The following is a 24,738-nucleotide window of genomic DNA, read 5'->3' on the forward strand; positions in this document are numbered from 1 at the left end:
CGCACGCGGGCGTCAGAACGCGTTCACCCCGGTGAGCTGCGCCGAGAGCGTCCACAGCCGGGCGGCCTGCTCCGGGTCGACGGCGTAGTCGCGCACCCCGCTCGCCCCCGCCTCGGCCGCGGGCTCCGCCACGTCGCAGTCCTCCAGGTACAGCCCGCCCATGCCGTCCAGCTGCGCGGAGGTGGCCGCCCAGACCTGCGTGGCCGCGCCGGCCTCGGGCGTCTTGAAGGCCGACGGGTTCAGCGGGCGACCCGCCTCGTCGATCCAGCCCATCGCCACCTGCTCCTCCTTCGGCAGGTGTCGCAGCAGGGGCGTGAGGATGCCGCCGGGGTGCAGCGAGAAGGCGCGCACGCCGGCGTCGCGGGCGAGCGTGTCGAGGTGCAGGGCGAACAGCGCGTTGGCCGTCTTCGCCTGGCCGTAGGCCTCCCACTTGTCGTAGCCGGTCTCGAACTGCACGTCGTCCCAGCGGATGCCGGAGCGGTGGTGCCCGCGCGACGACACGGACACGACCCGGCCGCGCCCGCGCGTGATCGCGGGCCAGAGCCTGTTGACCAGCACGAAGTGGCCGAGGTGGTTGGTGGCGAACTGCGCCTCCCACCCGGGCCCGACGCGGGTCTCCGGGCAGGCCATGATCGCGGCGCTGTCGATGGTGATGTGGATGTCGCGGCCGGAGGCCAGGAAGCGGTCGGCGAACGCCTCGACGCTCGCGAGATCGCCGAGGTCGAGCTCGTCGGTCTCGACGCCGTCGATCCCGTCCAGCGCCTCCTTCGCCGCGGCCGGCCGCCGCGCGGGGACGACGACGTGCGCGCCGGCCCCGGCCAGCGCCTTCGTCGTCTCCAGCCCGAGGCCCGAGTAGCCGCCGGTGACGACGGCGAGCTTGCCGGTGAGGTCGATCCCGGCGAGCACCTCCCGCGCCGGGGTGGTGGCGCCGAAGCCGCTGCCGATCGTGTGCTGTGAAGTGGTCACGAGAATCGACGCTAGGCCTTCGAGCGCGCTCGAAGTCAAGCCGTCAGTCCGTCGACCGCATCGCCGCCAGCGCCTCCGCCCGGGGCAGCCCCGTGGCCTGAAGCAGGTCGAGTGCGATCGAGCGGAGCTGCGCCACCATGACCGTCTCCGGCGCGGAATGGGTGCGGCCGTCGGCCGTCGCCATCGCGTGCCGGACGACGTCGAGCACCGGCTCGCGGGCGCGCTCGAGGTCGCCCTCGCGATCCAGCTGCGCGGTGAGCGTGCGTACGGCCACGGACAGCCCGTTCAACGCGTCGGCGAGCTCGGGCGTGACGGGCTCGCCGTCGGTCAGCGCGGTGTAGACGCGGCGGGCGAGGACGCGGGCGTTGCGCATAGCGTAGTCCGAGCGCTCCGCCAGCTCGGCGAACCGGCTCAGCAACCGGCGCCGGCGCCGGACCAGCGGGGAGACGGTGGCGAGCTCCTGCCCCCCGCGCAGGGCCGCGCGCAGCCTGTCGATCAGCGGCTGGCTGGCCCGGGCCCGTTGCAGCGCCTCCCCGGCGATCCCCGCGTCGCGCTCGCGCAGGGCGTCGGCCGTGCGGGCGAGCACCGCGGCCAGCTCGTCGAGCAACGTGCGGGCCTCCCGGCGCACCGGCCCCACCGGGTCCGACGGCAGCACGGCAGCCACCAGCAGGCCGACACCGCCGCCGATCAGGGCGTCGATCCAGCGGCCGAACCCGCCCGACCCGCCCGGCGGGAGCAGGGTGGCCACCAGCACGGCCGAGGACCCGGCCTGCGCGACGAGCAGCGCCGCGCCGTCGGCGAACACCGCGACCACCAGCGCCAGCGCGACGACGAGCGCGATCTGCCAGGCCCCGCTCCCGATCTGCGCGATCAGCAGGTCACCCACCAGGATCCCGACGCTGACCCCGACCGCCAGCTCCGCCGCGCGGCGCAGCCGGCTCGTCAGCGAGACGCCGAGGCTGATCACCGCCGCGACCGGCGCGAAGAACGGCTGGGGGTGTCCGACGAGGTCCTTCGCGACGAACCAGGCGATACCGGCCGCCACCGCGCACTGCGCGATCGGCAGGGCGGAGAGCGCGACGCGCCGGCCCCGCAGCCGCATCTGGGCGGCCAGCCTCCGGGTCGCGCGGGACAAGCGGCTCAGCCCAGGCCGAGCGCGGCGGGCGCCGCGGGATCGGAGTCGGCGAGGAACGTGGCGGTGCGCTCGGCCTCGTCGGTCTCGCCGATGGCGACGGCGGCCTTGTGCAGGGCGCCCAGCGCACGGAGGAAGCCCTGGTTGGGCACGTGCGACCACGGCACCGGGCCGAAGCCCTTCCAGCCGTTGCGTCGCAGCTGGTCGAGGCTGCGGTGGTAGCCGGTGCGGGCGTAGGCGTAGCCGGTGACGGCGTGGCCGTCGGCGAGCGCGCGCTCCGCGAGCACCGCCCACGCGATGCTCGACGTCGGGTGCGCGGCCGCCACCTCGGCGGCGTCGACGCCCCCGTCGAGCAGTGCGGCGGCCGGGTCGACGGGCAGCAGGGTGGGCTCGGGGCCGAGGAGGTTGCCGTGCAGGGTCATGCCGCCCATCTTGCCGTGGGTCGCCAAGGGTGGTTCGGGCGCCGTGGAGAGGGGCACACTGGCGGCGTGAACACCGAGCAGCAGCAGCGCGTCCGCTCCGGGAAGGGTTTCTTCGCCGCACTCGACCAGAGCGGCGGCAGCACGCCGAAGGCACTGGCGCTCTACGGCGTCGGCGAGGACGCCTACGGCAGCGACGCCGAGATGTTCGACCAGGTCCACGCTATGCGCACCAGGATCATGACGAGTCCCGCGTTCACCGGCGACAAGGTGATCGGGGCGATCCTGTTCGAGGACACGATGGACCGGCAGGTCGACGGGAGCGACACCGGCGACCACCTGTGGAACGTCAAGGGGGTCGTGCCGTTCCTCAAGGTCGACAAGGGCCTGGAGAAGCAGGCCGACGGCGTCCAGCTCATGAAGCCGATCCCCGATCTGGACGACCTGCTGGCCCGCGGTGTCCGCAAGGGCATGTTCGGCACCAAGATGCGCTCGTTCGTCAAGTCCGCAGACAAGGCCGGGATCGAGGCGATCGTCGACCAGCAGTTCGCGCTGGGCCGGCGCATCCTCGACGCCGGGCTGGTGCCGATCCTGGAGCCGGAGGTGGACATCCACAGCGAGCAGAAGGCCGACGCCGAGCACCTGCTGCGCGCCGCCATCGCCGGCCACCTCGACGAGCTGCCCGACGACCGCCAGGTGATGCTCAAGCTGAGCCTGCCCAGCGAGGACGGCTTCTACGGCGAGTTCGTGGAGCACCCCAGGGTGCTGCGCGTGCTGGCGCTCTCGGGCGGGTACAGCCGCGTCGAGGCCGACGCGATCCTGACGCGCAACCCCGGCGTGATCGCCAGCTTCTCCCGGGCCCTCACCGAGGGACTGCACGCCGACCAGACCGACGAGGAGTTCGACGCGCGGCTCGGCGAGGCCATCGACGCGATCTACCGGGCGTCGATCACCTGACCGGACCGTGCGCGGAGGACGTGGCCAGGGCGACGTCCTCCGCGCACGGGCGCCGTCAGGCGCTCAGCGAGGTGCCCGTCGAGCGCAGGTTCTCGCAGGCCAGGGTCACGCGTTCGGCCATGCCCAGCTCGGCGGCCTTGTTGTAGGAGCGAGGGTCGTAGACCTTCTTGTTGCCCACCTCGCCGTCGACCTTCAGGACGCCGTCGTAGTTCTTGAACATGTGGTCGGCGATCGGCCGGGTGAAGGCGTACTGCGTGTCGGTGTCGACGTTCATCTTCACCACGCCGTAGCTCAGCGCCTCGTGGATCTCCTCGATCAGCGAGCCCGACCCGCCGTGGAACACCAGGTCGAGCGGCTTCGAGCCGGGCGGCAGGCCGAGCTTGCGGGCTGCGATCTCCTGGCCCTCCTTGAGGATCTCCGGACGGAGCTTGACGTTGCCCGGCTTGTACACGCCGTGCACGTTGCCGAACGTCGCCGCGAGCAGGTAACGGCCCTTCTCGCCGGCGCCGAGCACCTCCACCGTGGCCTCCCAGTCGCCCGGGGCGGTGTAGAGCTTCTCGTTGATGTCGTTGGCGACGCCGTCCTCCTCGCCGCCGACGACGCCGATCTCGACCTCGAGGATGATCTTCGCCTTGGAGCACTGCTCGAGCAGCTCCGCGGCGATCCGCAGGTTCTCGTGCAGCTCGATGGCCGAGCCGTCCCACATGTGCGACTGGAACAGCGGGTTCTCGCCACGGTCCACGCGCTCCTGGCTGATCGCGATGAGCGGTCGCACGTAGGAGTCGAGCTTGTCCTTGGGGCAGTGATCGGTGTGCAGCGCGACGTTGATCGGGTACTTCGCCGCGACGACATGCGCGAACTCGGCCAGCGCCGTCGCCCCCGTGACCATGTCCTTGACCCGGGTGCCCGACAGGAACTCGGCCCCGCCGGTGGACACCTGGACGATCCCGTCGCTGCCTGCCTCGGCGAAGCCGCGCAACGCCGCGTTGAGCGACTCGCTGCCCGTCACGTTGATCGCCGGGTAGGCGAACTCACCGCTCTTGGCCCTGTCCAGCATCTCGTTGTAGATCTCGGGGGTGGCGATCGGCACGGTGTGTCCCTCCTGTCCGCGGACTGCGCCCGACAGTATTCCGCACGCCGGGGGTGAGCTGTCGCCCCGTGGACACGGCCTACTCCGTCCGTGGCGGACACCACCCACCGATACGATCCGGTGCATGGACGGCGAGCAGGGGGACAACGCCGTCGAGCAGACCCTGACCAGGTTGAGGGTGCTCGACGCGCGACCCGCGCCCGTCCCCGCCGCCGATCAGGTCGCTCCGCGCACCCTGGCCGACCTCTACCGCGACCACCGGATGCGGATGGTGCGCCTCGCGGTCCTGCTCGTGGACGACCCGAGCACCGCCGAGGACGTCGTCCAGGAGGCCTTCGCGGGCCTGCACCGGAACTGGTCCGGGCTGCGCGACGAGGAGGCCGCCATCGGCTACCTGCGCACCGCCGTCGTCAACGGGTCTCGTTCGGTGCTGCGCCGCCGCCGCACGGCCCGCGACTACGTGCCCCCGCACCAGGTCAACGCCCGGTCGGCCGAGTCGCTGGCGATGCTGACGGCCGAGCACCAGGCCGTGGTCGACGCGCTGGCCACCCTGCCGCCGCGGCAGCGCGAGGTCCTGGTGCTGCGCTACTACGGCGGGCTGACGGAGGCCGAGATCGCGGAGGCCACCGGCATCACCCGGGGCACCGTCAAGTCCACGGCCAGCCGCGCGCTCGATGCCGTGGGCCGCGCGATGAACCCGGGTGCGGGCCGATGAGCACCGCCGACGCAGTCGCTCCCGCGGAGGCGACATGAGCACCGACGACGCACTCGCTCCCGCGGAGGCGACATGAGCACCGACGAGTCCGAGCGGCGCGTCGCCGAGGCGCTGCGGGCCCGGGCCACCGGCGCCGGCAGGCCGGGCGCCGTGCCCATGTCGGCGGGGTCGGACGGCATGTCCGTCCGCGCCGCGCTGCTCACCGCGCTGCTGGCCGGCGCCGTGCTCGGCATGCTGCTGGCGCTGCTCTCGCTGCTGGTGCCGGGGCTGCTGCCCGCGCTGGGCTGAGGGCCCGTCCGACGGTCTCATCGGCTCACAGCCGGGCCCGGTACCGTTCCTGACCGTGACGACGACCAGCCTCGCGCTCGGCCCGGAGTGGCTCCAGCCCGATTCGATCATCTCCTGGCTGGGCCCGTGGGCCCTCGTCGGGCTCGCGCTCATCATCTTCGCCGAGTGCGGGCTGCTGCTCGGGTTCTTCCTCCCCGGTGACTCGCTGCTGTTCACGGCGGGCCTGTTCGCCGTGTCGGAGAAGGGCATCGGCGCGCCGCTGTGGCTGGTGTGCCTCGTCCTCATCGTCGCCGCCTTCGCGGGCAACGTCTGCGGCTACTACATCGGCAGGGCCGCCGGGCCGGCCATCTTCGACAAGCCGAAGTCCCGGCTGTTCAAGCCCAAGCACGTGGCCAGGACGCAGGAGTTCTTCGACAGGTACGGCAACCGGGCCATCGTGCTCGGCCGCTTCGTGCCGGTGGTGCGCACCTTCATCACGGTCATGGCGGGCGTGGGCCAGATGGAAGCCAAGCGCTACCTGACCTACTCGCTGATCGGTGGCGTGGCCTGGGCGGCCGGCGTCACGCTGCTCGGCGCGGTGCTCGGCCAGTTCGACTTCGTGAAGAACAACATCGAGCTGATCCTGGTCCTCGTGGTGTTCGTCTCGCTCATCCCGATCATCGTCGAGGTGCTCCGCGCGCGGCGGAAGCCCGGCGCCCACACCGCCTGACCTGCTACTGCGCTCGCTGCAGCGTCGCGGCGGCCTCCAGCAGCATCCAGCCCGACAGCTGCACCGACAGGTCCGCCTCGGGGGCGCCCCGGCGCGGCTCGACGGCGGGCCTGCTCCAGTCGGCCGAGAACACCGGCCCACCCCGCACCTCGGCGCGGCCCTCCCATGCCGCCCGGGCGCTCGCCACGACCAGCCGGGACGCCGCATCGGTCAGCTCGGGCCTGCGCAGGGCGGCCTCGGCGAGATAGCGGGCCAGGATGCCCGCGAACAGGCCTCCGTCCCCGCCTCCGCAGCCGGGCAGCACGCCGTCGGGGCGGGCCATGCGGTGCGTCACCGCGTCGACCAGTGCCACCGCCTGGTCGGCCCAGCGCAGGTGACCGTCGCGGGTGGCCAGCTCCACGCACGCGCCCAGGTGGACCCCCTGGCAGTAGGTGAAGATCCGCGTGTCCAGCTCGGGCGGAACGCCGTTCGGGCTCACGCGCACGCCGTCACGGACGAGGCCGGTGTCGGGATCCACCAGCGTCTGGGTGACCCAGTCGGTGATCGCGGCCGCGAACTCGACCTGCCCCTCGCGGGCCAGCAGGATCGCGGCGGGCCCGTTGGCCGGGGCGTTCTTCACGACGTCCCCGCGGCGCCACCAGATGCCGCCGCCGCCGTCCTCGGTCCAGCCGTCGTGGAGTTGCTCGGTGATCGCGGCCAGCGCGGGCCCGTGGCTGCTCCGGGCCAGTCCTCCGGCCCGCTGCAGCGCGATGCCCAGCCAGGCGACGTCGTCGAAGTAGCGGTTGGTCCAAGCGCCCAGGTTGCGCAGCCGGACGCTGCGCACCCCCGCCCCGATGATCTTCGCGCGACGGTCCGACGGGTCGCGCCGCTGGGCGTCGACCAGGCAGTCCAGCATGTGGGCCTGCCACCAGTAGTGCCACGGCCACGGCGCCACCGGCACCCGTCGTGGCCAGCGCACGCGCCCGATCCGCGTGCCGGGGACGACACCGCCGATGCGGCGCAGGTGCCGGCGGAGGACGGCCCGCTCGGCGATACCCGCCCGCTCCGACCAGTCGACGTCCGCGGCAGCCACGGGATCAGTGTGCCAAGACTCGCTGGGTTCGTGGGACACCCGTCACCGACGCCATATCCGGGTCACGTCGTCGTGGACGGCGTGACCTGCCACGTCCTCATGCCGGTGTTCGACGGCATCAAGCCGCTCGACGCGATCGGGCCGCACGAGGTGTTCACGGCAGCGTCGGCGCTCGTCACGGGACGCGGGGGCGGCACACCGGGCCACCGGGTCACCACGCCCCGGCACGGACCCGTCCGGGCCCGGGGGAGCGCCCCAGGAGCTCACACTGTTCCCGGCGAGCAGGTGTCCCCGGACCACTACTTCACCCCGTCCAGCCGGGACTGGTACGGCCGGTACTCCCACTTCTGGCTCCCAGGTCGAGGGGAGGCCCCGCGGGTCAGTCCCGCGGCCGGGCCCGTTCCGCGACGGGCCGGTCCGTCGCCGTTCGGCCGTTGCCCGGTACCGGTGCGAGGACCGGGCGCTGCGGCATCCCGTACACGGCCCTGCTCGACGGCTCTCCCCGCCGGCGGGCGCGGTACCAGCGTCGTCCCGTATGGGCGATCCGCCGGGCCCTGCGCAGCACCGGGACCTGATTGGCGAGGTGCCTCTGATACCGCCACGGCCGTAGGGCCCCCCCGCGCCCGGCCATCGCGAAGCAGAACTCCACGGCGTCCCGGTCGGTGTAGCGGTCGATCTGTTCGAACCAGGCCATGCTCGAGCGCGCCGCCGCCTGCGCCTCGCGGATCCCTTCACGGCGCTCCAGGTCGTAGCGCTGCAGCGCGACGGGGACATCGGGGTGCTCGTAAAGGCTCTGGGCGAGGGCGATCGCGTCGAGTATCGCCAGCCGGGTTCCGGATCCGATCGTGAAATGGGTGGTGTGCGCGGCGTCGCCCACGAGCACCACCCGGTCGTGATACCAGACCTCGTTGTTCACCTGCGTGAAACGCAGCCACCGGCCCGGCACGCCGCGCGACTGATTGATCAGCGAATGCCCGTCCAAGGCGGTGGAGAAGATCTTCTCCAGCATCCGCACGCCGTCCTCGACGTCGAGCGAGTCCAATCCCAGCCCCCGCCACGTCTGAGCCGTGCACTCGACGATGCAGGTGCTGATCCCGGCACTCGAGGGATATGCGTGGAACCAGACCCAACCGGCGGGCGTCTCCTCGAAGGCGAACACGAAACTGTCGAACACCTTGTCGGTGCCGAGCCATATGTAGGGGTTGTTGCCGGTGTCGACGGTGGTGCCGAAATGGTCGCCGTGCAACTGGCGCACCCGGCTGTTCGCCCCGTCGCACGCGACGACGAGGTCGGCGTCGGCGAACACGGAGAGGTCGTCGACGTCGCGGCGGTACTGGACGTCGACGCCGAGCCCGATCGCACGACGGGCGAGGATGTCGAGCATCGACGCCCGGCCCAGGCTGTATCCGTAACCGGGCAGATACGCCGTCTGCTCGCTACACAGGCGGAACTGCTGTTCCTGCCAGAGGGCGGACGCGGCACGCAGCTGACGCGCACTCTCCCGGTCGTTGCTGTAGAGGGAGTCCAGCAGGTTGTCCCAGTACACGACACCCCAGCCGTAGGTCGCGCCCGGTGGGTCCCGCTCGATGACGGTGATGTCGTGAGCGGAGTCGCGCAACTTCGCAGAGATGGCGAAGTAGAGCCCGGCGGGTCCACCACCGACGCAGACGATCCTCATGGGTTACTCCTTCCACCGCAAAGCGACGAGAGCCGTTGCACCCGGCCCGGTCCCGCGCGTCGCGGGAGTGGCGGGGGTGGTGCCGGTCGACGCACGGCCGGGGTGCTCGGCGTGGCGTCGCGCAGCGGAGCCTCCGGGTACCACATCGGATCCCGCTTCGCCCGGTCGAGAAGATGACGCGGTGTCGTTTTCCGACCGAGGCGCTCTGATCGTCCCGGAAGAGCGCTGCGCATAATTGACCTTGTGCATAATCGACCCCCGGCCGACAACGCTATCCCGTCCCCGTCGCCGAACACAACGCCGACCAGCCAGGCAACGCGTCTCACCATCATCAGCCGAGAGCACCGCCGAGAGGGGCACTCACAGCGGATACGGAGAATTCCACTACATCGACAGAAATAATCCGGCGCCCGGTCGTGACTCGACGCCGCCCGATGATATTCACCCATCGGCCTTTTCCGGAAGCTCACAGACCCCCCGAACCACGGGTCCATGATCGTCTCTTCGTGCAGGGCCATGGACGTCGTACAGTCGGCGCGCGCTGCTCGCCGAAGCCGTCAGAAGTGGTGCAGGAGCTCCGGGAAGCGCTCCAGCGTGAGGACGTCGTCGGGCACCTCGTCGTGCTCCAGCACCCAGGTGTGTGCGTGCGGGATGAACACCGCACCCAGCCCGGCCTCGCGCGCCGGCACGATGTCGGACGCGGGCGAGTTGCCGATCATCCACGTGGACGCGGGCGTCAGGCCCTGCTCGGCCACGAGCGCACGGTAGGTGGACACCCGTTTCTCCGCGACGATGTGGACGCTGCGGAAGTGGTGGGCGAGGTCCGAGGCGTCGATCTTGCGCTGCTGCTCGGCGACCTGCCCCTTCGTCAGCAGCAGCAGGTCGTGGCGGGTGCCGAGCTCGGCGAGGGTCTCCGCGACGCCCGGCACGAGCTCGACGTCGTGGTTCACCAGCGCGGAGGCGAGGCCGGTGATCTCGGCGCGCTCGGCGGCGGTGACCGGGCGCTCGCCGATCTTCTCGAACGCGTCGTGCAGGCTGCGCAGGAAGCTCGCGCTGCCGTGGCCGTGCACGGCGACGTTGGCGCGCTCGACGTCGTCGAGCACCGCACGGATGGCCGCGCGGTCCAGCGTGGGGTGGGCCAGCCAGTCGAGATAGCTCTCCACCACGCGTTCGAAGAGGACGTTGTTCTCCCAGAGCGTGTCGTCGGCATCGAAGACCAGGCTCTGTCGCTGCACGGGCCGAACTCTAGGAGCCCGGAACTGTCGGTGCCCCCCTTTATCGTCGGCAGCATGGACAGCCACGACGGCACGGAGCGCTTCACCCACCAGGTCGACCGGTACGACGCCTGGCAGCGCGAGACCATCCGCACCCATGGCTGGGCGCTGCAGGCCGTGCTGGGCACTTGCGACATCGACGATGGCGACTCACCGCCGTTCGTCTACACCGTCGGGCTCTCCGGGTTCGCCCACGCCGAGCTCATCCTGTTCGCCACGTCGCAGGCCACGGCCGCCACGGTGCTCAACGACCTCGGCGAGCTGGTGCGCTCCGGGCGGCGGCTGCACGCCGGCGAGAAGGTCCGCATCCCCAGCGGCACCGTGCACCTGCTGGCGTTCCCCGAGTCGGAGCACTGGCTGTTCGCGGCCAACGACCTCTACCGCATGCCCGATCGGCCGCCGGTGCCCGCGCTGCTCGTGGTGCCCGACGAGGACCTGATGGTCACCCCGGGGGAGGACAGGCCGTGCATCTTCTGCAGCTGAGCGCCCCGGGCCGGGGCACGGGCGTCACCAGGCGGTCGCGAGGTCCGCGTGCTGGCGGATCCACGCATGCATCGCGATGCCCGCCGCCACCCCCGCGTTGATCGAGCGGGTGGAGCCGAACTGCGCGATCGACACGGTCATGGCCGCCTCGGCGCGGGCCTCACCGGTCACGCCGGGGCCCTCCTGCCCGAACAGCAGCAGGCACTCCCGCGGCAGCACGGCGGTCTCCAGCGGGCGCGCGTCCGGGGTGTTGTCCACCACCACCAGCGCCAGCCCGCGCGCGGCAGCGAACGCCGCGAGCCCCGCCACGTCCTCGTGGTGATGCACGGCCAGGTAGCGGTCGGTCACCATCGCGCCGCGCCGATTCCAGCGGCGCCGCCCCACGATGTGCACGCCGGCCGCCCCGAACGCGTTGGCGGTGCGCACCACGGTGCCGATGTTGTGGTCGTGACCGAAGTTCTCGATCGCCACGTGGAACGGGTGGGCGCGGGCGGCCAGGTGGGCGGCCACGGCGTCGCGTCGCCAGTAGCGGTAGGCGTCCACCACGTTGCGGGTGTCGCCGTGCTCGAGCAGCTCGGGGTCGTAGCGGTCGTCGGCGGGCCAGGCCGCGTGCCCTCCCGGCCAGGGGCCGACCCCCACCTGCCCGGGCACGGCCCACTCACTGGGTCCGCCGCCGTCGTCGGTGCGGCCCGGGTCGCAGTCCGTGCCTCCAGCGGTGCCGTGCGCGTCCTCGTTCACCAGGGCGATGATGCCCTGCCCCCGCCCGGCCGCCCTCCGGCCGTCATGATCGCCGCGACACGCACCTCCGCGTCCCGGTGAGGACGCTCCCGTGCCGCCTCGCGGCGATCATCGGCTACCGCGGCTCGTGCGCCACCGATGCGGCCGCGTCGGCCTCGTTCGGCAGGTGGCCGCCCGCCGGCAGCGACAACGACACCGGCGAGTGGCCGCGATGGGCCCCGGCCGCGGCCGCGTGGTACTCCTCCAGCCGGGCCACGAAGCCCGGCTGGAAGTACGCCGTGCCGTCCACGGTGATGCCTTTGCGCCCCTCGAGCACGGCCTCGATGTCGTCGCCGGTGAGGGTCTTGTGGGTCTCCAGCGCGTGGGCGATGGCGAGCACGCCGGCGCGGTTGTCGCGCAGGATCGCCTCGGCCTTCTCCAGCAGCTCCGACAGCTGGTCCTCGATGCGGTCGGCCAGCGCCGCGCGCAGCACCTTCTCGGTGCTCTCACCCTTGGGCGGCCCACCGCGGCCGCCACCGGGGCTGCCCACCTCGAGCCGCCGGGCCGTGGAGTAGGACGACACCGTCGAGCCCATGCCCCAGTAGCCCTCCATGAACGACGCCACGGCGGTGGCCGACTCCAGGTCGCCCGAGACACCCGACGAGGAGTCGCCGTCGAAGAACATCCGCTCGCCGGCCAGCGACGCGAGAGAGACGAGGATGTCGGCCACGTACTCCGAACGCCAGCGTGTGAACTGGTCCTCCGGCGGGATGCTCGCGACCATGCCGAGGTAGTCGCTGCCCTTCTCGATGGTGGCCAGGTCGATCTCCATGTGCCGGCGCGTGCGGTATGCCACCACGGCGTGGCAGGCCTCGTGCACGGCGACGGCGTGCCGCTCGCGCTCGATGTACTCGACGTCCTCGGGCGGCCCGAGGTCCTTGAGCTGCTTGGCCCGCATCACGTCCTTCCACGTGATGACCTCCCGGCCGTCCCGGATGGCGATGATCAGCGACTCGTTGACGAGGTCCTTGATCGTGGCACCGGTGGCATACGGGGTGATGGTGGCGAGCTTGTCGAGCTGCTCGGCCTCGAGCTCGTGGGTCACCTTGTCGAAGTAGCCCTCGTAGGTGCGGATGCGGCCGGCCTTGCTCGGGTACCCGACGCGGTAGATGCGGTCGATGCGGCCGGGGCGCAGCAGCGCCTCGTCGAGGGCCTCGGGCATGTTCGTGGCCATCATGACGAGGATGCGGTACTTGGGCGGCGGCTTCGGCCGCATGCCGAGTGCGCGCCGGCCGAGGCGGTTGACGATGCCGCGCGGCTTCTTCAGGCCCGAGAGCTCGGCGAGCAGGGCCTGCAGGGTGCCCATGTCGCCGCCACCCATGCCGCCGCCACCCATGACGAAGCGGCTGCGCCCGGCAGCGATCGGCTCCTGCGTGGTCTGCATCGCGGAGCGCGTCAGCAGCGAGCGGGTGTCGTCCGACAGGTAGGAGAAGCCGTGGCAGCCCGCGCTCTGGAACGGCGCCGCGGCGCCCGTCCCGCGCGCGCCGCCGGGCCCGGTCTGGGCGAGAGCGCCGCGGTTGCCCAGAGCGTCGGCCTCGTCGAAGAACACGATCACGCCGCCGTAGCGCAGCGCGAGCCTGCGCAGCTTCCGGAACAGTGACTTGACCTTGAGGATCCCGATGCCCATGAACATGTTCGTGAACGCGCCGGGGTCGACGAAGACGTAGGGCTTGCCCGTCTCACCGGCCACGGCCTCCGCCATCAGGGTCTTGCCGGTGCCGGGTGGCCCCCACAGCAGCAGACCGGACGGCACGTAACCGCCCTTGGCCTCGATCTCCTCGGGGTTCTCCAGGAAGACGATGTTCTCCTTGACCCGCTCCACCACGTGGTCCTGGCCCCAGACGTCCTTGAAGCGCGTCGTGATGTCGTCGGGGTAGTAGGTCTCCATCCCACCGCGGGAGAGCAGCCAGAACAGCCCGATGAACTGGAACGCGATGAAGAAGAACGCGAACGCGAGCTGCGCGATCAGCGGCAGCGCCTGGTAGAGCAGCGCAGGCGCCTGGAAGATCGCCAGCACCGGCGAGGTGTCGAGGACCTGCCCGGCCACGACCGCGACGAGCACCAGGAACAGCACGACCTTGATCACGCGGGCGAGCCGGAAGCGCGTCCAGTCGGAGAACTTCCGACGCAGCGCGCGGTCGGTGCCGCCGAAGACCTTCTGCGTCCAGAACCGGTGGTAACGCGGCGAGCGCTCGCTGACCAGGAAGTGGATCTGGCGCAGCAGCTCGAGCCCGGCGAGCCACAGCAGCCACTGGGAGTCCCGCAGCTGGATCACCGCGGCGTCGGAGAACGGCAGGATCGGGTTGTCGGCCATCGACCCCCAGACGACGACGAACCACGCGAGGACGAACAGGAGGATCAGGCGGGTGCGCGCCCACAGCGACATGGGCTTGCGGGTGGCCTGGTTCTTCGGGTGCGGCGGCTCGTCGGGAGGCGTGAGGCCCTCGTGCGGCGGGGTGGTGTCGACCGGAGCGGTCATGGCTTCTCCCGGACGGTGAAGGACGAGACCACGGTGCTGATCTCCTTCTGTTGCTGCATGTAGCACTCCGTGGAGCAGCGGACGAAGAACATGTAGACCTTGCTGGCGTCGTCGTTGACGTAGACGGTCTGGTCGAACATCTGCGGCGGCCCGCCTGCGATGCTGTAGCGGAAGACGTCGTGGACCCCACGCACGCCGCTACCGGGGGTCAGCACGTCGTCGGTGAACAGCTGGAAGTCGTTCAGCCCCGACGACGGGTCGGCGACGGCCGACTGCCGCGCCGTCGGCGAGACCGGGAAGAACAGGTCACGCAGCTTGTCGAGCGAGAACTGCCCGCGGACGGACTCGGGGTTGTCCTTCACCCCGACGAGCAAGGCGGGCACCGAGGCGTCCGTGCCCAGCAGGTGCTGCAGCGACGGCGGGACTGCGGCGTCGTAGCCGGCCAGCCAGAGCCCCTGGGCGGAGGCCGAGAACGCGGGATCGAGGCCGAAGGCCCCCTCGAGCGACTTCTGGTCGATCGCCTGCCAGGAGGTGGGCACCTTGAGGTAGGTGTGGTCGCTCGCGTTCGTGACATAGGTGAACTGCGGCGAGGCACAACCGGTGAGCAGCACGGCCGCGACCACCAGAATCACCCATGCACCCGCGCTACGACGTGCACCCCCACCAGCCCGGACCGTCATCCGCCCTCCCGCCGTGACCTATCCGTGACAACCGAGTATGCGGTACGGACTGGTCCTGCGAATGGGCCGAATCGGTTGCGAGCAAGTTTCGGCCTGCCGAGGGGCGCCGCGCTTCTCGTTCAGCCCAGGCCGACATCCGCCAGTCCGAGCAGCGCACGATAAGGCACCCCCTCGGCCTCGATGATCTCCCTCGCACCCGTGTCGCGGTCCACCACGGTGGCCACGCCGACGACCGTGGCGCCCGCCTCCCGGGCCGCTCGCACGGCGGTGAGCGGGGACGCGCCGGTGGTGGAGGTGTCCTCCACGACGAGCACGCGGCGGCCACTGATGTCGGGGCCCTCGATGAGGCGCTGCATGCCGTGCTGCTTGGTGGCCTTGCGTACCACGAACGCGTCGACGGGCGGCACGCCGGGATCGGCCAGGCTCTCGGCCGCGGCGGCGTGCAGCACCGCACTCGCCACCGGGTCGGCGCCCAGCGTGAGCCCACCCACGGCGTCGTACGTCCAGTCGGCGGTGAGCACCCGCAGCAACCGCCCGACCAGCGGTGCGGCCCGGTGCTCGAGCGTCACGCGGCGCAGGTCGACGTAGTAGTCGGCCTCCGCGCCCGACGACAGCGTCACCTTGCCGTGCACCACCCCGAGCTCCCGGACGAGCGCCGCGAGCTCCTCGCGGTCCCCGTGGGCGCTCATGTGCGGTTCCGGTCGCCGAGGGCCATCAGCCGTCGGACCAGCGGGCGCGGCAACAGGTCCACGGCCGCCACGATCGCCTTGTACTGCCGGCTCGGCACCGACACCACCTTCCCCTTCGCGAGATCGGACAGGCAGTCCTCGACCACCCGTGCGGCGTCCAGCCACAGTGGCCCGGTGCGCGCGCCGACGTCGAGCCCGGCCCGCTCGTGGAACTCGGTGCGGACGAAGCCGGGGCAGAGCGCCATGGCCCGTACCCCCGTCCCCTCCAGGGAGGTCGCCACGCCCTCGGTGAACGAGGTGACCCACGCCTTGTCGGCACCGTAGGTGGAGCCCCGGCCGGCGAGGAACCCCGCCACGCTGGAGACGTTGACCACCGCGCCGCGCCTGCGGTCGACCATCCCGGGCAGCACCGCCCTGGTCAGCTGCAGCACGGTCGTGACGTTGACGTCGAGCTGGTGCTGCAGGGCGTCGGGCCCGAGTTCGAGGAAGCCCCCGCCCATCGTGAGGCCGGCGTTGTTGACGAGCATGTCGACGGGCGCCACGTCCGGGTTCGACAGCCGCGCGGCCACCCGGGCGCGCTCGTCGGGGACCGCGAGGTCGGCGGGCAGCACCTCGACCGACACCCCGCGCCCGCGGGCCACCTCGGCCGACGCCTCGAGGCGTTCCCGGTTGCGGGCGACCAGCACGAGGTCGCGGCCGTCGGCGGCGAGGCGGGTGACGAAGGCGGCGCCGATGCCCGCTGTGGCTCCGGTGATCAGGGCGGTGGGCACGACATGACCCTAGTGAGCGATGCCCTCGTTCACTTGTCGAGGCGGTGGCGGGCGTTCTGCCCCTGCTCCAGGGCGGTGGCCACCTCGGCGAGGTCGGCGAGGAGGTCCTGCAGGCGCTCGGGCGAGGAGTCGAGCGGGGCCGTGGCGAGCACCCAGGACTCCTCCGCCCACAGCAGCTCGACGTCGTCGCCCACCGCGTCGCTGGCGTCGGCCAGGCGCGACGTGAGCAGCGGGCGCACGGCCTCGGCGTCGGAGACGAAGGCGTAGCGCTCACCGACCGGCTCCAGCAGGTCGAGGCCGGCGTCGTCGGGGAGCGGGGCCGAGGGCAGCCGCAGCTCGACGGCCGCAGGCAGCTGGCTCTGCACCTGCACGGCGACGAGCACCGAGTTCAGCCGGCCGGCCTGCTCGTGGTCGAAGACGTAGGCCTGCCGCGGGCCGTCCGGGGTGGGGACGTCGCCGCTGATCAGGTTGCGTGCGACGCCGGGACCGCCCTGGTGGATGGTGCCGTAGCGCCAGCGGCTCGGGAGCACGGGATCGGTGTCGAGGTACTCCCAGCCGCGCATGGCGGCCCAGCGCCGCCGGTCCTTGGCGCCACCGCCCCCACCGCGCGAGCGATCGAAGAACAGCAGCGCGGCACCCAGCAGGAGCGCGATGACCGCGATGACGAACCAGGTCGTCGACGAGAGGCCCACGGGCGGGAGCGTAGACCCGGCAGGCCCCGAACAGCGGGAACGCCACGATCACCCGAACGATCACACGCAAAACCCCCCGCGAGTGGACACGTCCGGGCGCGAGTCGACGCGATCCGGCGGCCGAGTCGGCACGGACCGGTGAGCAGAGCCCACCGTTCCGTGCCGACTCGCGCACCGTTCCGTGTCGACTCGGGCGCCGTTGTGCCGGCTCGCGGGCCGTTGCGTGTCGACCCGCGGGGTGGGCGTCAGAGCGTGACCGGGAGGGCCTTGCCGACGATCAGGCCGCCCGTGCCCCCGCCCGCGGACGGGTCGAGGTCGACCCGGACCGTGTCGCCCTCGCGGACGTCACCACTCAGCAGCTCCTTGGCCAGCTGGTCGCCGATCGAGCTCTGCACCAGCCGGCGCAGCGGGCGGGCGCCGTAGACCGGGTCGAACCCGTTCATCGCCAGCCACTCGCGCCCGGCGTCGGACACCTGCAGCGTGAGCCGGCGCTTGGCCAGCCGCGTGCGCAGGACGTCGAGCTGGATGTCGACGATGTGCGTCAGCTCGTCCGTCGACAGCGCATGGAACACCACGACGTCGTCGAGCCGGTTGAGGAACTCCGGCTTGAAGTGCCTCTGCACCACCGCCATCACCGCGTCGCGGCGGCCGCGGTCGTCGAGCAACGGGTCGGTGATCGACTGCGAGCCGAGGTTCGACGTCAGCACGAGGATCGTGTTGCGGAAGTCGACCGTGCGGCCCTGGCCGTCGGTGAGCCTGCCGTCGTCGAGCACCTGCAGGAGCGTGTCGAAGACGTCCGGGTGGGCCTTCTCGACCTCGTCGAACAGCACCACCGTGTACGGGCGGCGCCGTACGGCCTCGGTGAGCTGGCCGCCCTGGTCGTAGCCGACGTAGCCGGGAGGAGCACCGACGAGCCGGGCCACCGAGTGCTTCTCGGAGTACTCGCTCATGTCGATGCGCACCATGGCGCGCTCGTCGTCGAACAGGAACTCCGCCAGCGTCTTGGCCAGCTCGGTCTTGCCGACGCCGGTGGGGCCGAGGAACAGGAACGAGCCGGTGGGCCGGTTCTCGTCGGCGATGCCGGCGCGGGCACGGCGCACGGCGTCGGACACGGCGCGCACGGCCTCGGCCTGGCCGACAACGCGCTTGCCGAGCTCGTCCTCCATGCGCAGCAGCTTGGCCGTCTCGCCCTCGAGCATGCGGCCCGCGGGGATGCCGGTCCACGCCGAGACGACGTCGGCGACGTCGTCGGGGCCGACCTCCTCCTTGAGCATGAGGTCCGCGCCCGACGAGGACGGCGCCGCGGCGAGCTGCTTCTCGATGGCCGGGATCTTCCCGTAGAGCAGCTCCGACGCGCGGCCCAGATCGCCGTCGCGGTCGGCCCGCTCGTACTCCCCGCGCAGCGACTCCAGCTGCTCCTTCAGCTCGCGGACGCCCTCGATCGCACCGCGCTCGTTCTGCCAGCGGGCGGTGAGCGCGGAGAGCTGCTCCTTCTTCTCGGCCAGCTCGGCGCGCAGCGCGGCCAGCCGCTCGACCGACGGCGCGTCGGACTCCTTCGCCAGCGCCATCTCCTCGATCTCCAGCCGCCGGACGGCGCGCTCGACCGTGTCGATCTCGACAGGCCGGGAGTCGATCTCCATGCGCAGCCGCGAGCCGGCCTCGTCGACGAGGTCGATGGCCTTGTCGGGCAGGAAGCGCGCGGTGATGTAGCGGTCGGACAGCGTGGCGGCGGCGACCAGGGCGGCGTCGGTGATCCGGACGCCGTGGTGCACCTCGTAGCGCTCCTTGAGACCGCGCAGGATGCCGATGGTGTCCTCCACCGACGGCTCGCCCACGTAGACCTGCTGGAAACGGCGCTCCAGCGCCGGATCCTTCTCGATGCGCTGGCGGTACTCGTCGAGCGTTGTGGCGCCGACCAGGCGCAGCTCGCCGCGGGCCAGCATCGGCTTGATCATGTTGCCGGCGTCCATCGCGCCCTCGCCGGTGGCACCCGCGCCGACGATGGTGTGCAGCTCGTCGATGAACGTGATGACCTCGCCCGCGGAGTCGGTGATCTCCTTGAGCACGGCCTTGAGCCGCTCCTCGAACTCGCCGCGGTACTTGGCGCCGGCCACCATCGACCCGAGGTCGAGGGAGATCACGCGCTTGCCGCGCAGCGACTCCGGCACGTCACCGGCCACCACGCGCTGGGCCAGGCCCTCGACGATGGCGGTCTTGCCGACGCCGGGCTCGCCGATCAGCACGGGGTTGTTCTTGGTGCGCCGCGAGAGCACCTGCACAACGCGGCGGATCTCGGTGTCGCGCCCGATCACGGGGTCGAGCTCGCCCTTGCGCGCCCGCTCGGTGAGATCGACGCCGTACTTCTCCAGCGCCTGGTAGGTGTCCTCGGGATCGGGGCTGGTGACGCGCGAGCTGCCGCGCACCTTGGCGAACGCCTCGCGCAGCGCGTCGGACGTGGCGCCGTGGCGCTTCAGCAGGTCGGCGACCTGGCTGCGAGCCGCGGCCAGCCCGACCAGCAGGTGCTCGGTGGAGACGTACTCGTCGCCCATCTCCGTGGCGAGCTGCTGCGCCGCGGTGATGGCGGCGAGGGAATCCCGCGACAGCTGCGGAGCACTGACGGTGGCACCGGCGGCCGAGGGCAACCGGTTGCCGAGCTGCGTCAGCTCGCTGCGCACGGCGGCCGCGTCGGCCCCGACGGCGGCGAGCAGAGGCGCGGCGATCCCGTCGCCCTGTGCGAGCAGCGCGCCGAGCAGGTGGGTGGGACCGACATCGGGGTTGCCGGCGAGTGCCGCGGCCTGCACCGCGGACGAGATGGCCTGCTGCGTCTTCGTGGTGGGGTTGAACGAGTCCATCCCTGCACGTCCTCCTGCGTTGTTCCGGGGCTCCATGTTGCCCTCTGCCCTGCCCAACGTGAGGAAAGTTGAGTCTGTTCCGCTCAAGCTGCCCGGATCTGCGCCGAGCGGGATACTCGGAACCGATGCCTGACGACGCGCTGCTCACCAGCCTCCTCGCGGCCGTCGACGCCGCACCCGACGACGTCCCGCTCCGCCTCCACGTCGCGGGCCTGCTCGCCGACCGGGGTCGGATACCGGAGGCGCTGCTGCACTGCACGCAGGCGCTCTCCCATGATGCCGCGAACCCAGAGGCGGTAGCCCTGCTGCAACGCCTGACGGCGGCGCTGGCGGCACCCGCCACCCCCGATCCGGCCGCGGAGCACGCCCGGGAGCCCGCGGCGTTCGACTGGTCGAGCGCGGAGGAGCAGGTCTCCGACATCGCCGCGCCCCAGCTCGCCCACGCCGCGGACACCGACCCGGCACCGACGGTCGAGGACATCGAGAAGCCGACGGTGAAGCTCGCCGACGTCGGCGGCATGGACGACGTCAAGCAGCGCCTCGAGCTGGCGTTCCTCGGACCGATGCGCAACCCGCAGCTCGCGCGAGCATTCGGCAAGAACCTCTCCGGCGGGCTGCTGCTCTACGGGCCGCCCGGCTGCGGCAAGACGTTCCTCGCCCGCGCCGTGGCCGGAGAGCTCGGCGCGCGCTTCTACGACGTGGGCATCTCCGACATCCTCGACATGTACGTCGGTGCCAGCGAGCGCAACCTCTCCCAGATCTTCGACGCCGCTCGCCGCAACGCCCCGTGCGTGCTGTTCCTCGACGAGATCGACGCGCTGGGCCAGAAGCGCTCGCACCTGTCGCACTCCTCCAGCATGCGCAACACCGTCAACCAGCTGCTCTCGGAGATGGACTCCCTGAGCGGTGACAACGACGGCGTGTTCGTCCTCGGCGCCACCAACCACCCGTGGGACGTCGACAGCGCGCTGCGCCGTCCCGGCCGCTTCGACCGGATGCTGCTCGTCCTGCCGCCCGACGCCCCCGCGCGCGGCGCGATCCTGCGCTACCACCTGCGCGACCGGCCGGTGGCCACGCTCGACGTCGACCGCATCGTCAAGGCCACCGAGCACTTCTCGGGCGCCGATCTCGCCCACGTATGCGACACCGCCGCCGAGCGGGCGCTGGCCGCGTCGATGAAAGCCGGACAGCTCCGCCCGCTGACCACGGGCGACCTGGAGGCGGCGGTGCGCGAGATCCGGCCCAGCACCGGGCCGTGGTTCACCACCGCGCGCAACGTCACCGCGTTCGGCAACGCCGACGGCAGCTACGACGACCTGGCCGCCTACCTGCGCAAGCACCGCAAGTTGTGAGCGCCGCGGAGCGGGTGGAGCACCTGCGCCAGCTCGGACGGCTCGACGACGCCGAGCGCCAGGCCCGCGCGGCGCTGGCCGCGGAGCCGGGCGACGCGCGGCTGCTTGCGGCGCTGGCGGCCGTGCTGCTGGGCACCGACCGCACCGCCGAGGGCCTGGCGGCTGCTGACGCCGCGGTGGCCGCCGCGCCCCAGGACGAGCGCGCCCACCGGTTGCGCGCACTGCTGCTCTCCCGACTGGGCCGCCACCAGGAGGCCGTGGAGGCCGGGTACGTGTCGGTGGCGCTCGCACCGGAGGAGCCGTTCGCCGCCACCGGGTACGCCCGCGTCCTGCAGCGCGCGGGCCGGCTGAACGACGCGGTACGGGTGGCGCACCACGTGGTCACGCTGGCGCCGAACTCGGCCGACGCCCACTTCCTCCTCGCCGACGTCACGAGCGACGCCGGGGACCGGCGGACCGCCCGCGAGGCCTACGCCGAGACGCTGCGCCTCGACCCGCAGCACGCCGCCGCCCGGCACGACCTCGCCGTCCTGGACGCGCGCTCGCACCGCCTGTCCCGCGCCCTCAAGGGTCTGGTCGACGCCGGGACGATGGACCCGTCGATGACGCAGGTGCTGCAGACCGTGACGGTGGTGCTCTGGCAGCTGTCGTGGCGGCTGCGGGTGTGGCTCGCGATCGCCACACTCGTCGCGATCGTCGTCTCCGGCACCGAGGCCCCGGACCGGCCGACCGCCGCGGCCCGCGTCGCCGCCGTCGCGATCCTGCTGGCGAGCGCCGCGCTGACCTGGTGGACCACCCGTGGCCTCCCCGCGCGCACCCGTCCGGTGGTGCTGGCCGCGCTGCGGACCGACGGTCCGCTGCGGTTCACCTACCTCGCGACGGTGGCGTGCATCGTGGTCTACGCAGTGATCGCCGTGACCGGTCTCGGGGTGCTCGCGGCGGTGGTGTGGCTCGTGCTGGGCATGCTCGGCTGGCTGACGCTCGGCGTCCGCGTGTTCCGGTCGGCACGGCAGCGCCGGGAAGGCCGCTGACCGCGGCTCACGGGGTGCGCGGGCGCAGCGTCCGCGACGCGCCCGCACCGAGGTGCGTGGTGCTCGGGAAGCGCCGCCGGGCCGGGCGGGGCGCCGTCGGCGGCGTGCCGCGGGCGCCGAAGTAGTCGCCGCCCTTGCGTCCGGGGTCGTCGGTGCCCCACGCGAGCCGCTGTGTCACCCGCTCCATGCGCGGGATGTGCTTGCGGCAGTGGACGTACGCCTCCTCCACGTCGATCACGACCCAGCGCTCGGCGCGCCTGCCTGCGCTGGTGTCGACGGGGACGTCGGGATTCGCGTCCCGGAAGCCGGCGGCCGGCACGATCCGCGCGACCCCGTTGACGTGCAGCCCGATCAGGTCCTCGACGAAGTCGACCATCAGCAGGCCGACGTGGCCGTTCTCGGAGATGTTGCCCAGGCTCGCGTGCACGCCGTTGCCGCGGTACTCCGGGTAGGCCAGCGTGCGCTCGTCCAGCACCCGGATGAACCCGGCGGGCCCGGCGCGCAGCGACGCGTCGCACTCGCCGTGGGCGTCGGACGTGGCGACGAACACCATCTCCATCCGGCCCACGAACGCGGCCATCGCAGGGAGTAACCGGTCACGCACCTGATCGGCGTAGAAACGGTCCGCACGGTCGACGGAACCGAAGGCGCATTGCAGCGCGTGCTCGCCCGCGGAACCCGGACGCCACCCCTCGTCGCAGCTCACGATGCCCGTGGCGGGGTCGCTCCGGGGGTCCTGCCCGGCGTCCGGGTCGGCCGTGACGGAGACGGTCCGCCGAAAGGCGGCCAGGGCCCGGACGTGGGGAGAACGACGACGATCCACTGCCATACCATGCCATCCGCGTGCCCGGGTGAGGGCCCAGGGCCCGCTCGCGCGCTAAGCTGCCAGGCCAGGGCACCCCTTCCCCGATGGGGTGAGTTCCGCCCTGCGCCCCCGTCGAGGAGAGAGAGCCGGCCGTCGATGACCGCTGAACAGTTGCTCACCGCCGATCTGCATGATGTCGGTGAGTCCCGCGGCCAGGCGTCCGGGACGGTCGAGATCATCCGCTCGAGCTGGGCGCTCGTGGAGCCCCGGACCGAGGAGCTCGGGCGGCACTTCTACGCCACGCTGTTCAGCACCGCCCCGGAGACGCGCGACCTCTTCCCCGTGAACATGGAGGTGCAGCGCAGCCGCCTGCTCCGGGCGCTCGTGCACGTCGTCCAGATGGTCGACCAGCCCGACGAGCTCGTGCCGTTCCTGGAGCAGCTCGGCCGCGACCATCGCAAGTTCGGGGTGCTCACCCAGCACTACGACGGCGTCGGGACCGCGCTGATCAGCGCGATCGCGAGCTACTCGGGCGACGCCTGGACCCCCGAGGTCGAGAGTGCCTGGACCCGGGCCTACGGCACGGTCGCCGGCGCGATGCACACGGCCGCGCAGGCCGAGCGCGGACCGGCCTCGTGGCTCGGCCGCGTAGTGGGGCACGAGCGTCTCGGCTGGGACCTCGCCACCATCACCGTGCAGACCAGCGAGCCCATCGCGTACCGCGCGGGGCAGTACGTCAGCGTCGAGACCCCTCAGCGTCCGCGGCTGTGGCGCTACCTCTCGCCGGCCAACGCCCCGCGGCCCGACGGCCTGCTGGAGTTCCACGTCCGCGCCGTCAACAGCGGCTGGGTCAGCCGGGCTCTGGTGGCCCACTCGCGGGTGGGCGACACCTGGCGGATCGGGCCGCCGATGGGCCGCATGCACGTCGACCCCGCGTCCGACAACGAGGTGCTGATGGTGGCGGGCGGCACCGGGATGGCCCCCATCAAGGCCCTGCTCGAAGACCTGACCCGGCGCCCGAAGCCGCCGCGCACGCAGGTGTTCATCGGCGGTCGCACGTGGGAGGACCTCTACGACTTCGGAGCCCTGCGCAAGCTGTCGTACAGCAACAGCTGGCTCGACATCATCCCCGTCGTGGAGAAGGACGAGTCGGCTTCCGGCGCCGAGCACGGCACGCTGGCCGACGTGGTCACCCGCTACGGCGCCTGGGCCGACCACGACGTGCTGGTCTGCGGCTCGCCGTCGATGATCCGCGCCACGGTGAGCCGGATGCTGGTGGCCGGCACGCCGCTCGACCGCATCCGCTACGACCCGTTCACGATGGACTGAGACGGGCTCGCCCGGGTGGACTACTTCTCGCGGGGCTTCGGCCGCCACACCACCAGCGCCGAGCGCCGGTCCACCGGCACGAGGTCGCGCCGGTAGGAGGCGTGCACCGACGCCGCCGCCTGCTCGGCGGCGGCGCGGGCGCCCAGCAGCTCCTGCGCCACGTCCTCGAGCCGCGACCGCAGCTCGTCGACGAGCTGCTCGAGCTCGATGATCCGCTTGATGCCCGCGAGGTTGACGCCCTCCTCCTGGGAGAGCCGCTGGACCTCGCGCAGCAGGGCGATGTCGCGCGCCGAGTACCGGCGCCCGCCGCCTGCCGACCGGCCGGGGCTCACGAGCCCCAGCCGGTCGTAGCTGCGCAGCGTCTGCGCGTGCAGACCGGCCAGCTCCGCCGCCACCGAGATGACGAAGATCGGGCTGTCGGACGTGGCCCCCGGCGGCAGCGACGGTCCGCCGGGCCCCGAGCTCATCGCACGCCCCCGCCGCGCTCGGGCGGCGCTTC

Annotated in this window: 24 protein-coding genes; 8 read left to right on the plus strand and 16 right to left on the minus strand. The window is 72.2% G+C overall.

Annotation, left to right across the window (positions count from 1 at the left end):
• Positions 1-12: 12 nt before the first annotated feature.
• The 3 genes from JWR81_RS26925 to JWR81_RS26935 are packed head-to-tail and all read right to left on the minus strand — an operon-like array spanning position 13 to position 2,520.
• Entirely contained in the window at positions 13-966 is a 954-nt protein-coding gene (locus tag JWR81_RS26925) for an SDR family NAD(P)-dependent oxidoreductase (protein ID WP_297658956.1), read from the minus strand.
• A gap of 43 nt (positions 967-1,009) precedes the next feature.
• Positions 1,010-2,101 carry an aromatic acid exporter family protein gene (locus JWR81_RS26930; RefSeq protein ID WP_297658958.1) on the minus strand — a complete coding sequence of 364 codons (1,092 nt, stop codon included), beginning with the start codon at positions 2,099-2,101 and terminating at the stop codon, positions 1,010-1,012.
• 5 nt (positions 2,102-2,106) lie between these two features.
• A complete protein-coding gene (locus tag JWR81_RS26935; protein ID WP_297658960.1) occupies positions 2,107-2,520 on the minus strand; it encodes a DUF3151 domain-containing protein in 414 nt (137 codons plus the stop codon).
• A gap of 66 nt (positions 2,521-2,586) precedes the next feature.
• Here JWR81_RS26935 and JWR81_RS26940 point away from each other — a divergent pair, with 66 nt between their 5' ends.
• On the plus strand, positions 2,587-3,474 hold the full coding sequence (locus JWR81_RS26940; RefSeq protein WP_297658963.1) for a fructose bisphosphate aldolase: 888 nt from the start codon (positions 2,587-2,589) through the stop codon (positions 3,472-3,474).
• A 55-nt stretch (positions 3,475-3,529) separates the two neighbouring features.
• Here the strand turns inward: JWR81_RS26940 and fbaA are convergent, their stop codons facing one another.
• Entirely contained in the window at positions 3,530-4,564 is a 1,035-nt protein-coding gene (gene fbaA / locus JWR81_RS26945; protein ID WP_297658965.1) for a class II fructose-bisphosphate aldolase, read from the minus strand.
• Positions 4,565-4,688: 124 nt separating this feature from the next.
• On the opposite strand from fbaA, the gene JWR81_RS26950 reads away from it, so the two are divergent.
• The 3 genes from JWR81_RS26950 (at position 4,689) to JWR81_RS26960 (ending at position 6,276) form a co-directional block, all read left to right on the plus strand.
• Positions 4,689-5,279, plus strand: a complete 591-nt coding sequence (locus JWR81_RS26950; protein WP_297658967.1) for a SigE family RNA polymerase sigma factor — start codon at positions 4,689-4,691, stop codon at positions 5,277-5,279.
• Positions 5,280-5,351: 72 nt separating this feature from the next.
• On the plus strand, positions 5,352-5,567 hold the full coding sequence (locus JWR81_RS26955) for a hypothetical protein (protein ID WP_297658970.1): 216 nt from the start codon (positions 5,352-5,354) through the stop codon (positions 5,565-5,567).
• Between the two features lie 55 nt (positions 5,568-5,622).
• Positions 5,623-6,276 carry a VTT domain-containing protein gene (locus JWR81_RS26960; protein ID WP_297658972.1) on the plus strand — a complete coding sequence of 218 codons (654 nt, stop codon included), beginning with the start codon at positions 5,623-5,625 and terminating at the stop codon, positions 6,274-6,276.
• Between the two features lie 4 nt (positions 6,277-6,280).
• Here the strand turns inward: JWR81_RS26960 and JWR81_RS26965 are convergent, their stop codons facing one another.
• The 3 genes from JWR81_RS26965 to JWR81_RS26975 all read right to left on the minus strand — a co-directional run bounded on the left by JWR81_RS26965 (position 6,281) and on the right by JWR81_RS26975 (position 10,261).
• Positions 6,281-7,348 carry a glycoside hydrolase family 76 protein gene (locus JWR81_RS26965; RefSeq protein WP_297658974.1) on the minus strand — a complete coding sequence of 356 codons (1,068 nt, stop codon included), beginning with the start codon at positions 7,346-7,348 and terminating at the stop codon, positions 6,281-6,283.
• 379 nt (positions 7,349-7,727) lie between these two features.
• Entirely contained in the window at positions 7,728-9,026 is a 1,299-nt protein-coding gene (locus JWR81_RS26970) for an FAD-dependent monooxygenase (RefSeq protein ID WP_297658976.1), read from the minus strand.
• Between the two features lie 557 nt (positions 9,027-9,583).
• A complete protein-coding gene (locus tag JWR81_RS26975) occupies positions 9,584-10,261 on the minus strand; it encodes an HAD family hydrolase (protein WP_297658978.1) in 678 nt (225 codons plus the stop codon).
• A gap of 54 nt (positions 10,262-10,315) precedes the next feature.
• Here JWR81_RS26975 and JWR81_RS26980 point away from each other — a divergent pair, with 54 nt between their 5' ends.
• The gene (locus JWR81_RS26980) at positions 10,316-10,783 is read left to right on the plus strand and encodes a DUF4262 domain-containing protein (protein WP_297658980.1); all 468 of its coding nucleotides are present in this window, start codon (positions 10,316-10,318) and stop codon (positions 10,781-10,783) included.
• A 24-nt stretch (positions 10,784-10,807) separates the two neighbouring features.
• Here the strand turns inward: JWR81_RS26980 and JWR81_RS26985 are convergent, their stop codons facing one another.
• From JWR81_RS26985 to clpB, 7 genes are all read right to left on the minus strand, one after another.
• Positions 10,808-11,434: a TrmH family RNA methyltransferase gene (locus tag JWR81_RS26985; protein ID WP_297659022.1), complete on the minus strand. Its 627-nt coding sequence runs from the start codon at positions 11,432-11,434 to the stop codon at positions 10,808-10,810.
• 202 nt (positions 11,435-11,636) lie between these two features.
• Positions 11,637-14,039: an AAA family ATPase gene (locus tag JWR81_RS26990; RefSeq protein WP_297658982.1), complete on the minus strand. Its 2,403-nt coding sequence runs from the start codon at positions 14,037-14,039 to the stop codon at positions 11,637-11,639.
• The gene (locus JWR81_RS26995) at positions 14,036-14,671 is read right to left on the minus strand and encodes a hypothetical protein (protein ID WP_297658984.1); all 636 of its coding nucleotides are present in this window, start codon (positions 14,669-14,671) and stop codon (positions 14,036-14,038) included. Before JWR81_RS26995 ends, JWR81_RS26990 begins: the two co-directional genes overlap by 4 nt.
• Positions 14,672-14,838: 167 nt before the next feature.
• Positions 14,839-15,408 carry an orotate phosphoribosyltransferase gene (gene pyrE, locus JWR81_RS27000; protein ID WP_297658986.1) on the minus strand — a complete coding sequence of 190 codons (570 nt, stop codon included), beginning with the start codon at positions 15,406-15,408 and terminating at the stop codon, positions 14,839-14,841.
• Positions 15,405-16,178 carry an SDR family oxidoreductase gene (locus tag JWR81_RS27005; RefSeq protein ID WP_297658988.1) on the minus strand — a complete coding sequence of 258 codons (774 nt, stop codon included), beginning with the start codon at positions 16,176-16,178 and terminating at the stop codon, positions 15,405-15,407. Before JWR81_RS27005 ends, pyrE begins: the two co-directional genes overlap by 4 nt.
• Before the next feature lie 29 nt (positions 16,179-16,207).
• On the minus strand, positions 16,208-16,870 hold the full coding sequence (locus tag JWR81_RS27010; RefSeq protein ID WP_297658990.1) for a hypothetical protein: 663 nt from the start codon (positions 16,868-16,870) through the stop codon (positions 16,208-16,210).
• Between the two features lie 245 nt (positions 16,871-17,115).
• Positions 17,116-19,722 (minus strand): ATP-dependent chaperone ClpB, encoded by a 2,607-nt coding sequence (gene clpB / locus JWR81_RS27015; RefSeq protein WP_297658992.1) that lies wholly within the window; start codon positions 19,720-19,722, stop codon positions 17,116-17,118.
• Between the two features lie 125 nt (positions 19,723-19,847).
• Here clpB and JWR81_RS27020 point away from each other — a divergent pair, with 125 nt between their 5' ends.
• Together JWR81_RS27020 and JWR81_RS27025 are read left to right on the plus strand one after the other, a co-directional pair.
• On the plus strand, positions 19,848-21,074 hold the full coding sequence (locus tag JWR81_RS27020) for a 26S protease regulatory subunit (RefSeq protein WP_297658994.1): 1,227 nt from the start codon (positions 19,848-19,850) through the stop codon (positions 21,072-21,074).
• On the plus strand, positions 21,071-22,105 hold the full coding sequence (locus JWR81_RS27025) for a tetratricopeptide repeat protein (RefSeq protein ID WP_297658996.1): 1,035 nt from the start codon (positions 21,071-21,073) through the stop codon (positions 22,103-22,105). The genes JWR81_RS27020 and JWR81_RS27025 overlap by 4 nt, the downstream gene beginning before the upstream one ends.
• Positions 22,106-22,112: 7 nt before the next feature.
• On the opposite strand, the gene JWR81_RS27030 is transcribed toward JWR81_RS27025, so the two are convergent.
• Positions 22,113-22,934: a pyridoxamine 5'-phosphate oxidase family protein gene (locus tag JWR81_RS27030; protein WP_297658998.1), complete on the minus strand. Its 822-nt coding sequence runs from the start codon at positions 22,932-22,934 to the stop codon at positions 22,113-22,115.
• A 132-nt stretch (positions 22,935-23,066) separates the two neighbouring features.
• Here JWR81_RS27030 and JWR81_RS27035 point away from each other — a divergent pair, with 132 nt between their 5' ends.
• Positions 23,067-24,239, plus strand: a complete 1,173-nt coding sequence (locus JWR81_RS27035; protein WP_297659000.1) for a globin domain-containing protein — start codon at positions 23,067-23,069, stop codon at positions 24,237-24,239.
• A 20-nt stretch (positions 24,240-24,259) separates the two neighbouring features.
• Here JWR81_RS27035 and JWR81_RS27040 read toward each other — a convergent pair whose 3' ends face one another.
• The gene (locus JWR81_RS27040; protein ID WP_297659002.1) at positions 24,260-24,706 is read right to left on the minus strand and encodes a helix-turn-helix transcriptional regulator; all 447 of its coding nucleotides are present in this window, start codon (positions 24,704-24,706) and stop codon (positions 24,260-24,262) included.
• Positions 24,707-24,738: the final 32 nt, after the last annotated feature.

Source organism: Pseudonocardia sp. (genome assembly GCF_025965585.1).
In the GTDB taxonomy this organism is placed as follows: Bacteria; Actinomycetota; Actinomycetes; order Mycobacteriales; family Pseudonocardiaceae; genus Pseudonocardia.

What these genes read in the sequence shown, in the direction of transcription:
- JWR81_RS26935 (WP_297658960.1), bottom strand. Translation starts at nt 2,520, where the DNA reads ATGACCCTGCACGGCAACCTCCTCGGCCCCGAGCCCACCCTGCTGCCC.
- JWR81_RS26950 (WP_297658967.1), top strand. Translation starts at nt 4,689, where the DNA reads ATGGACGGCGAGCAGGGGGACAACGCCGTCGAGCAGACCCTGACCAGG.
- JWR81_RS26955 (WP_297658970.1), top strand. Translation starts at nt 5,352, where the DNA reads ATGAGCACCGACGAGTCCGAGCGGCGCGTCGCCGAGGCGCTGCGGGCC.
- JWR81_RS26970 (WP_297658976.1), bottom strand. Translation starts at nt 9,026, where the DNA reads ATGAGGATCGTCTGCGTCGGTGGTGGACCCGCCGGGCTCTACTTCGCC.
- JWR81_RS26980 (WP_297658980.1), top strand. Translation starts at nt 10,316, where the DNA reads ATGGACAGCCACGACGGCACGGAGCGCTTCACCCACCAGGTCGACCGG.
- JWR81_RS26990 (WP_297658982.1), bottom strand. Translation starts at nt 14,039, where the DNA reads ATGACCGCTCCGGTCGACACCACCCCGCCGCACGAGGGCCTCACGCCT.
- pyrE (WP_297658986.1), bottom strand. Translation starts at nt 15,408, where the DNA reads ATGAGCGCCCACGGGGACCGCGAGGAGCTCGCGGCGCTCGTCCGGGAG.
- clpB (WP_297658992.1), bottom strand. Translation starts at nt 19,722, where the DNA reads ATGGACTCGTTCAACCCCACCACGAAGACGCAGCAGGCCATCTCGTCC.
- JWR81_RS27020 (WP_297658994.1), top strand. Translation starts at nt 19,848, where the DNA reads ATGCCTGACGACGCGCTGCTCACCAGCCTCCTCGCGGCCGTCGACGCC.
- JWR81_RS27030 (WP_297658998.1), bottom strand. Translation starts at nt 22,934, where the DNA reads ATGGCAGTGGATCGTCGTCGTTCTCCCCACGTCCGGGCCCTGGCCGCC.
- JWR81_RS27035 (WP_297659000.1), top strand. Translation starts at nt 23,067, where the DNA reads ATGACCGCTGAACAGTTGCTCACCGCCGATCTGCATGATGTCGGTGAG.
- JWR81_RS27040 (WP_297659002.1), bottom strand. Translation starts at nt 24,706, where the DNA reads ATGAGCTCGGGGCCCGGCGGACCGTCGCTGCCGCCGGGGGCCACGTCC.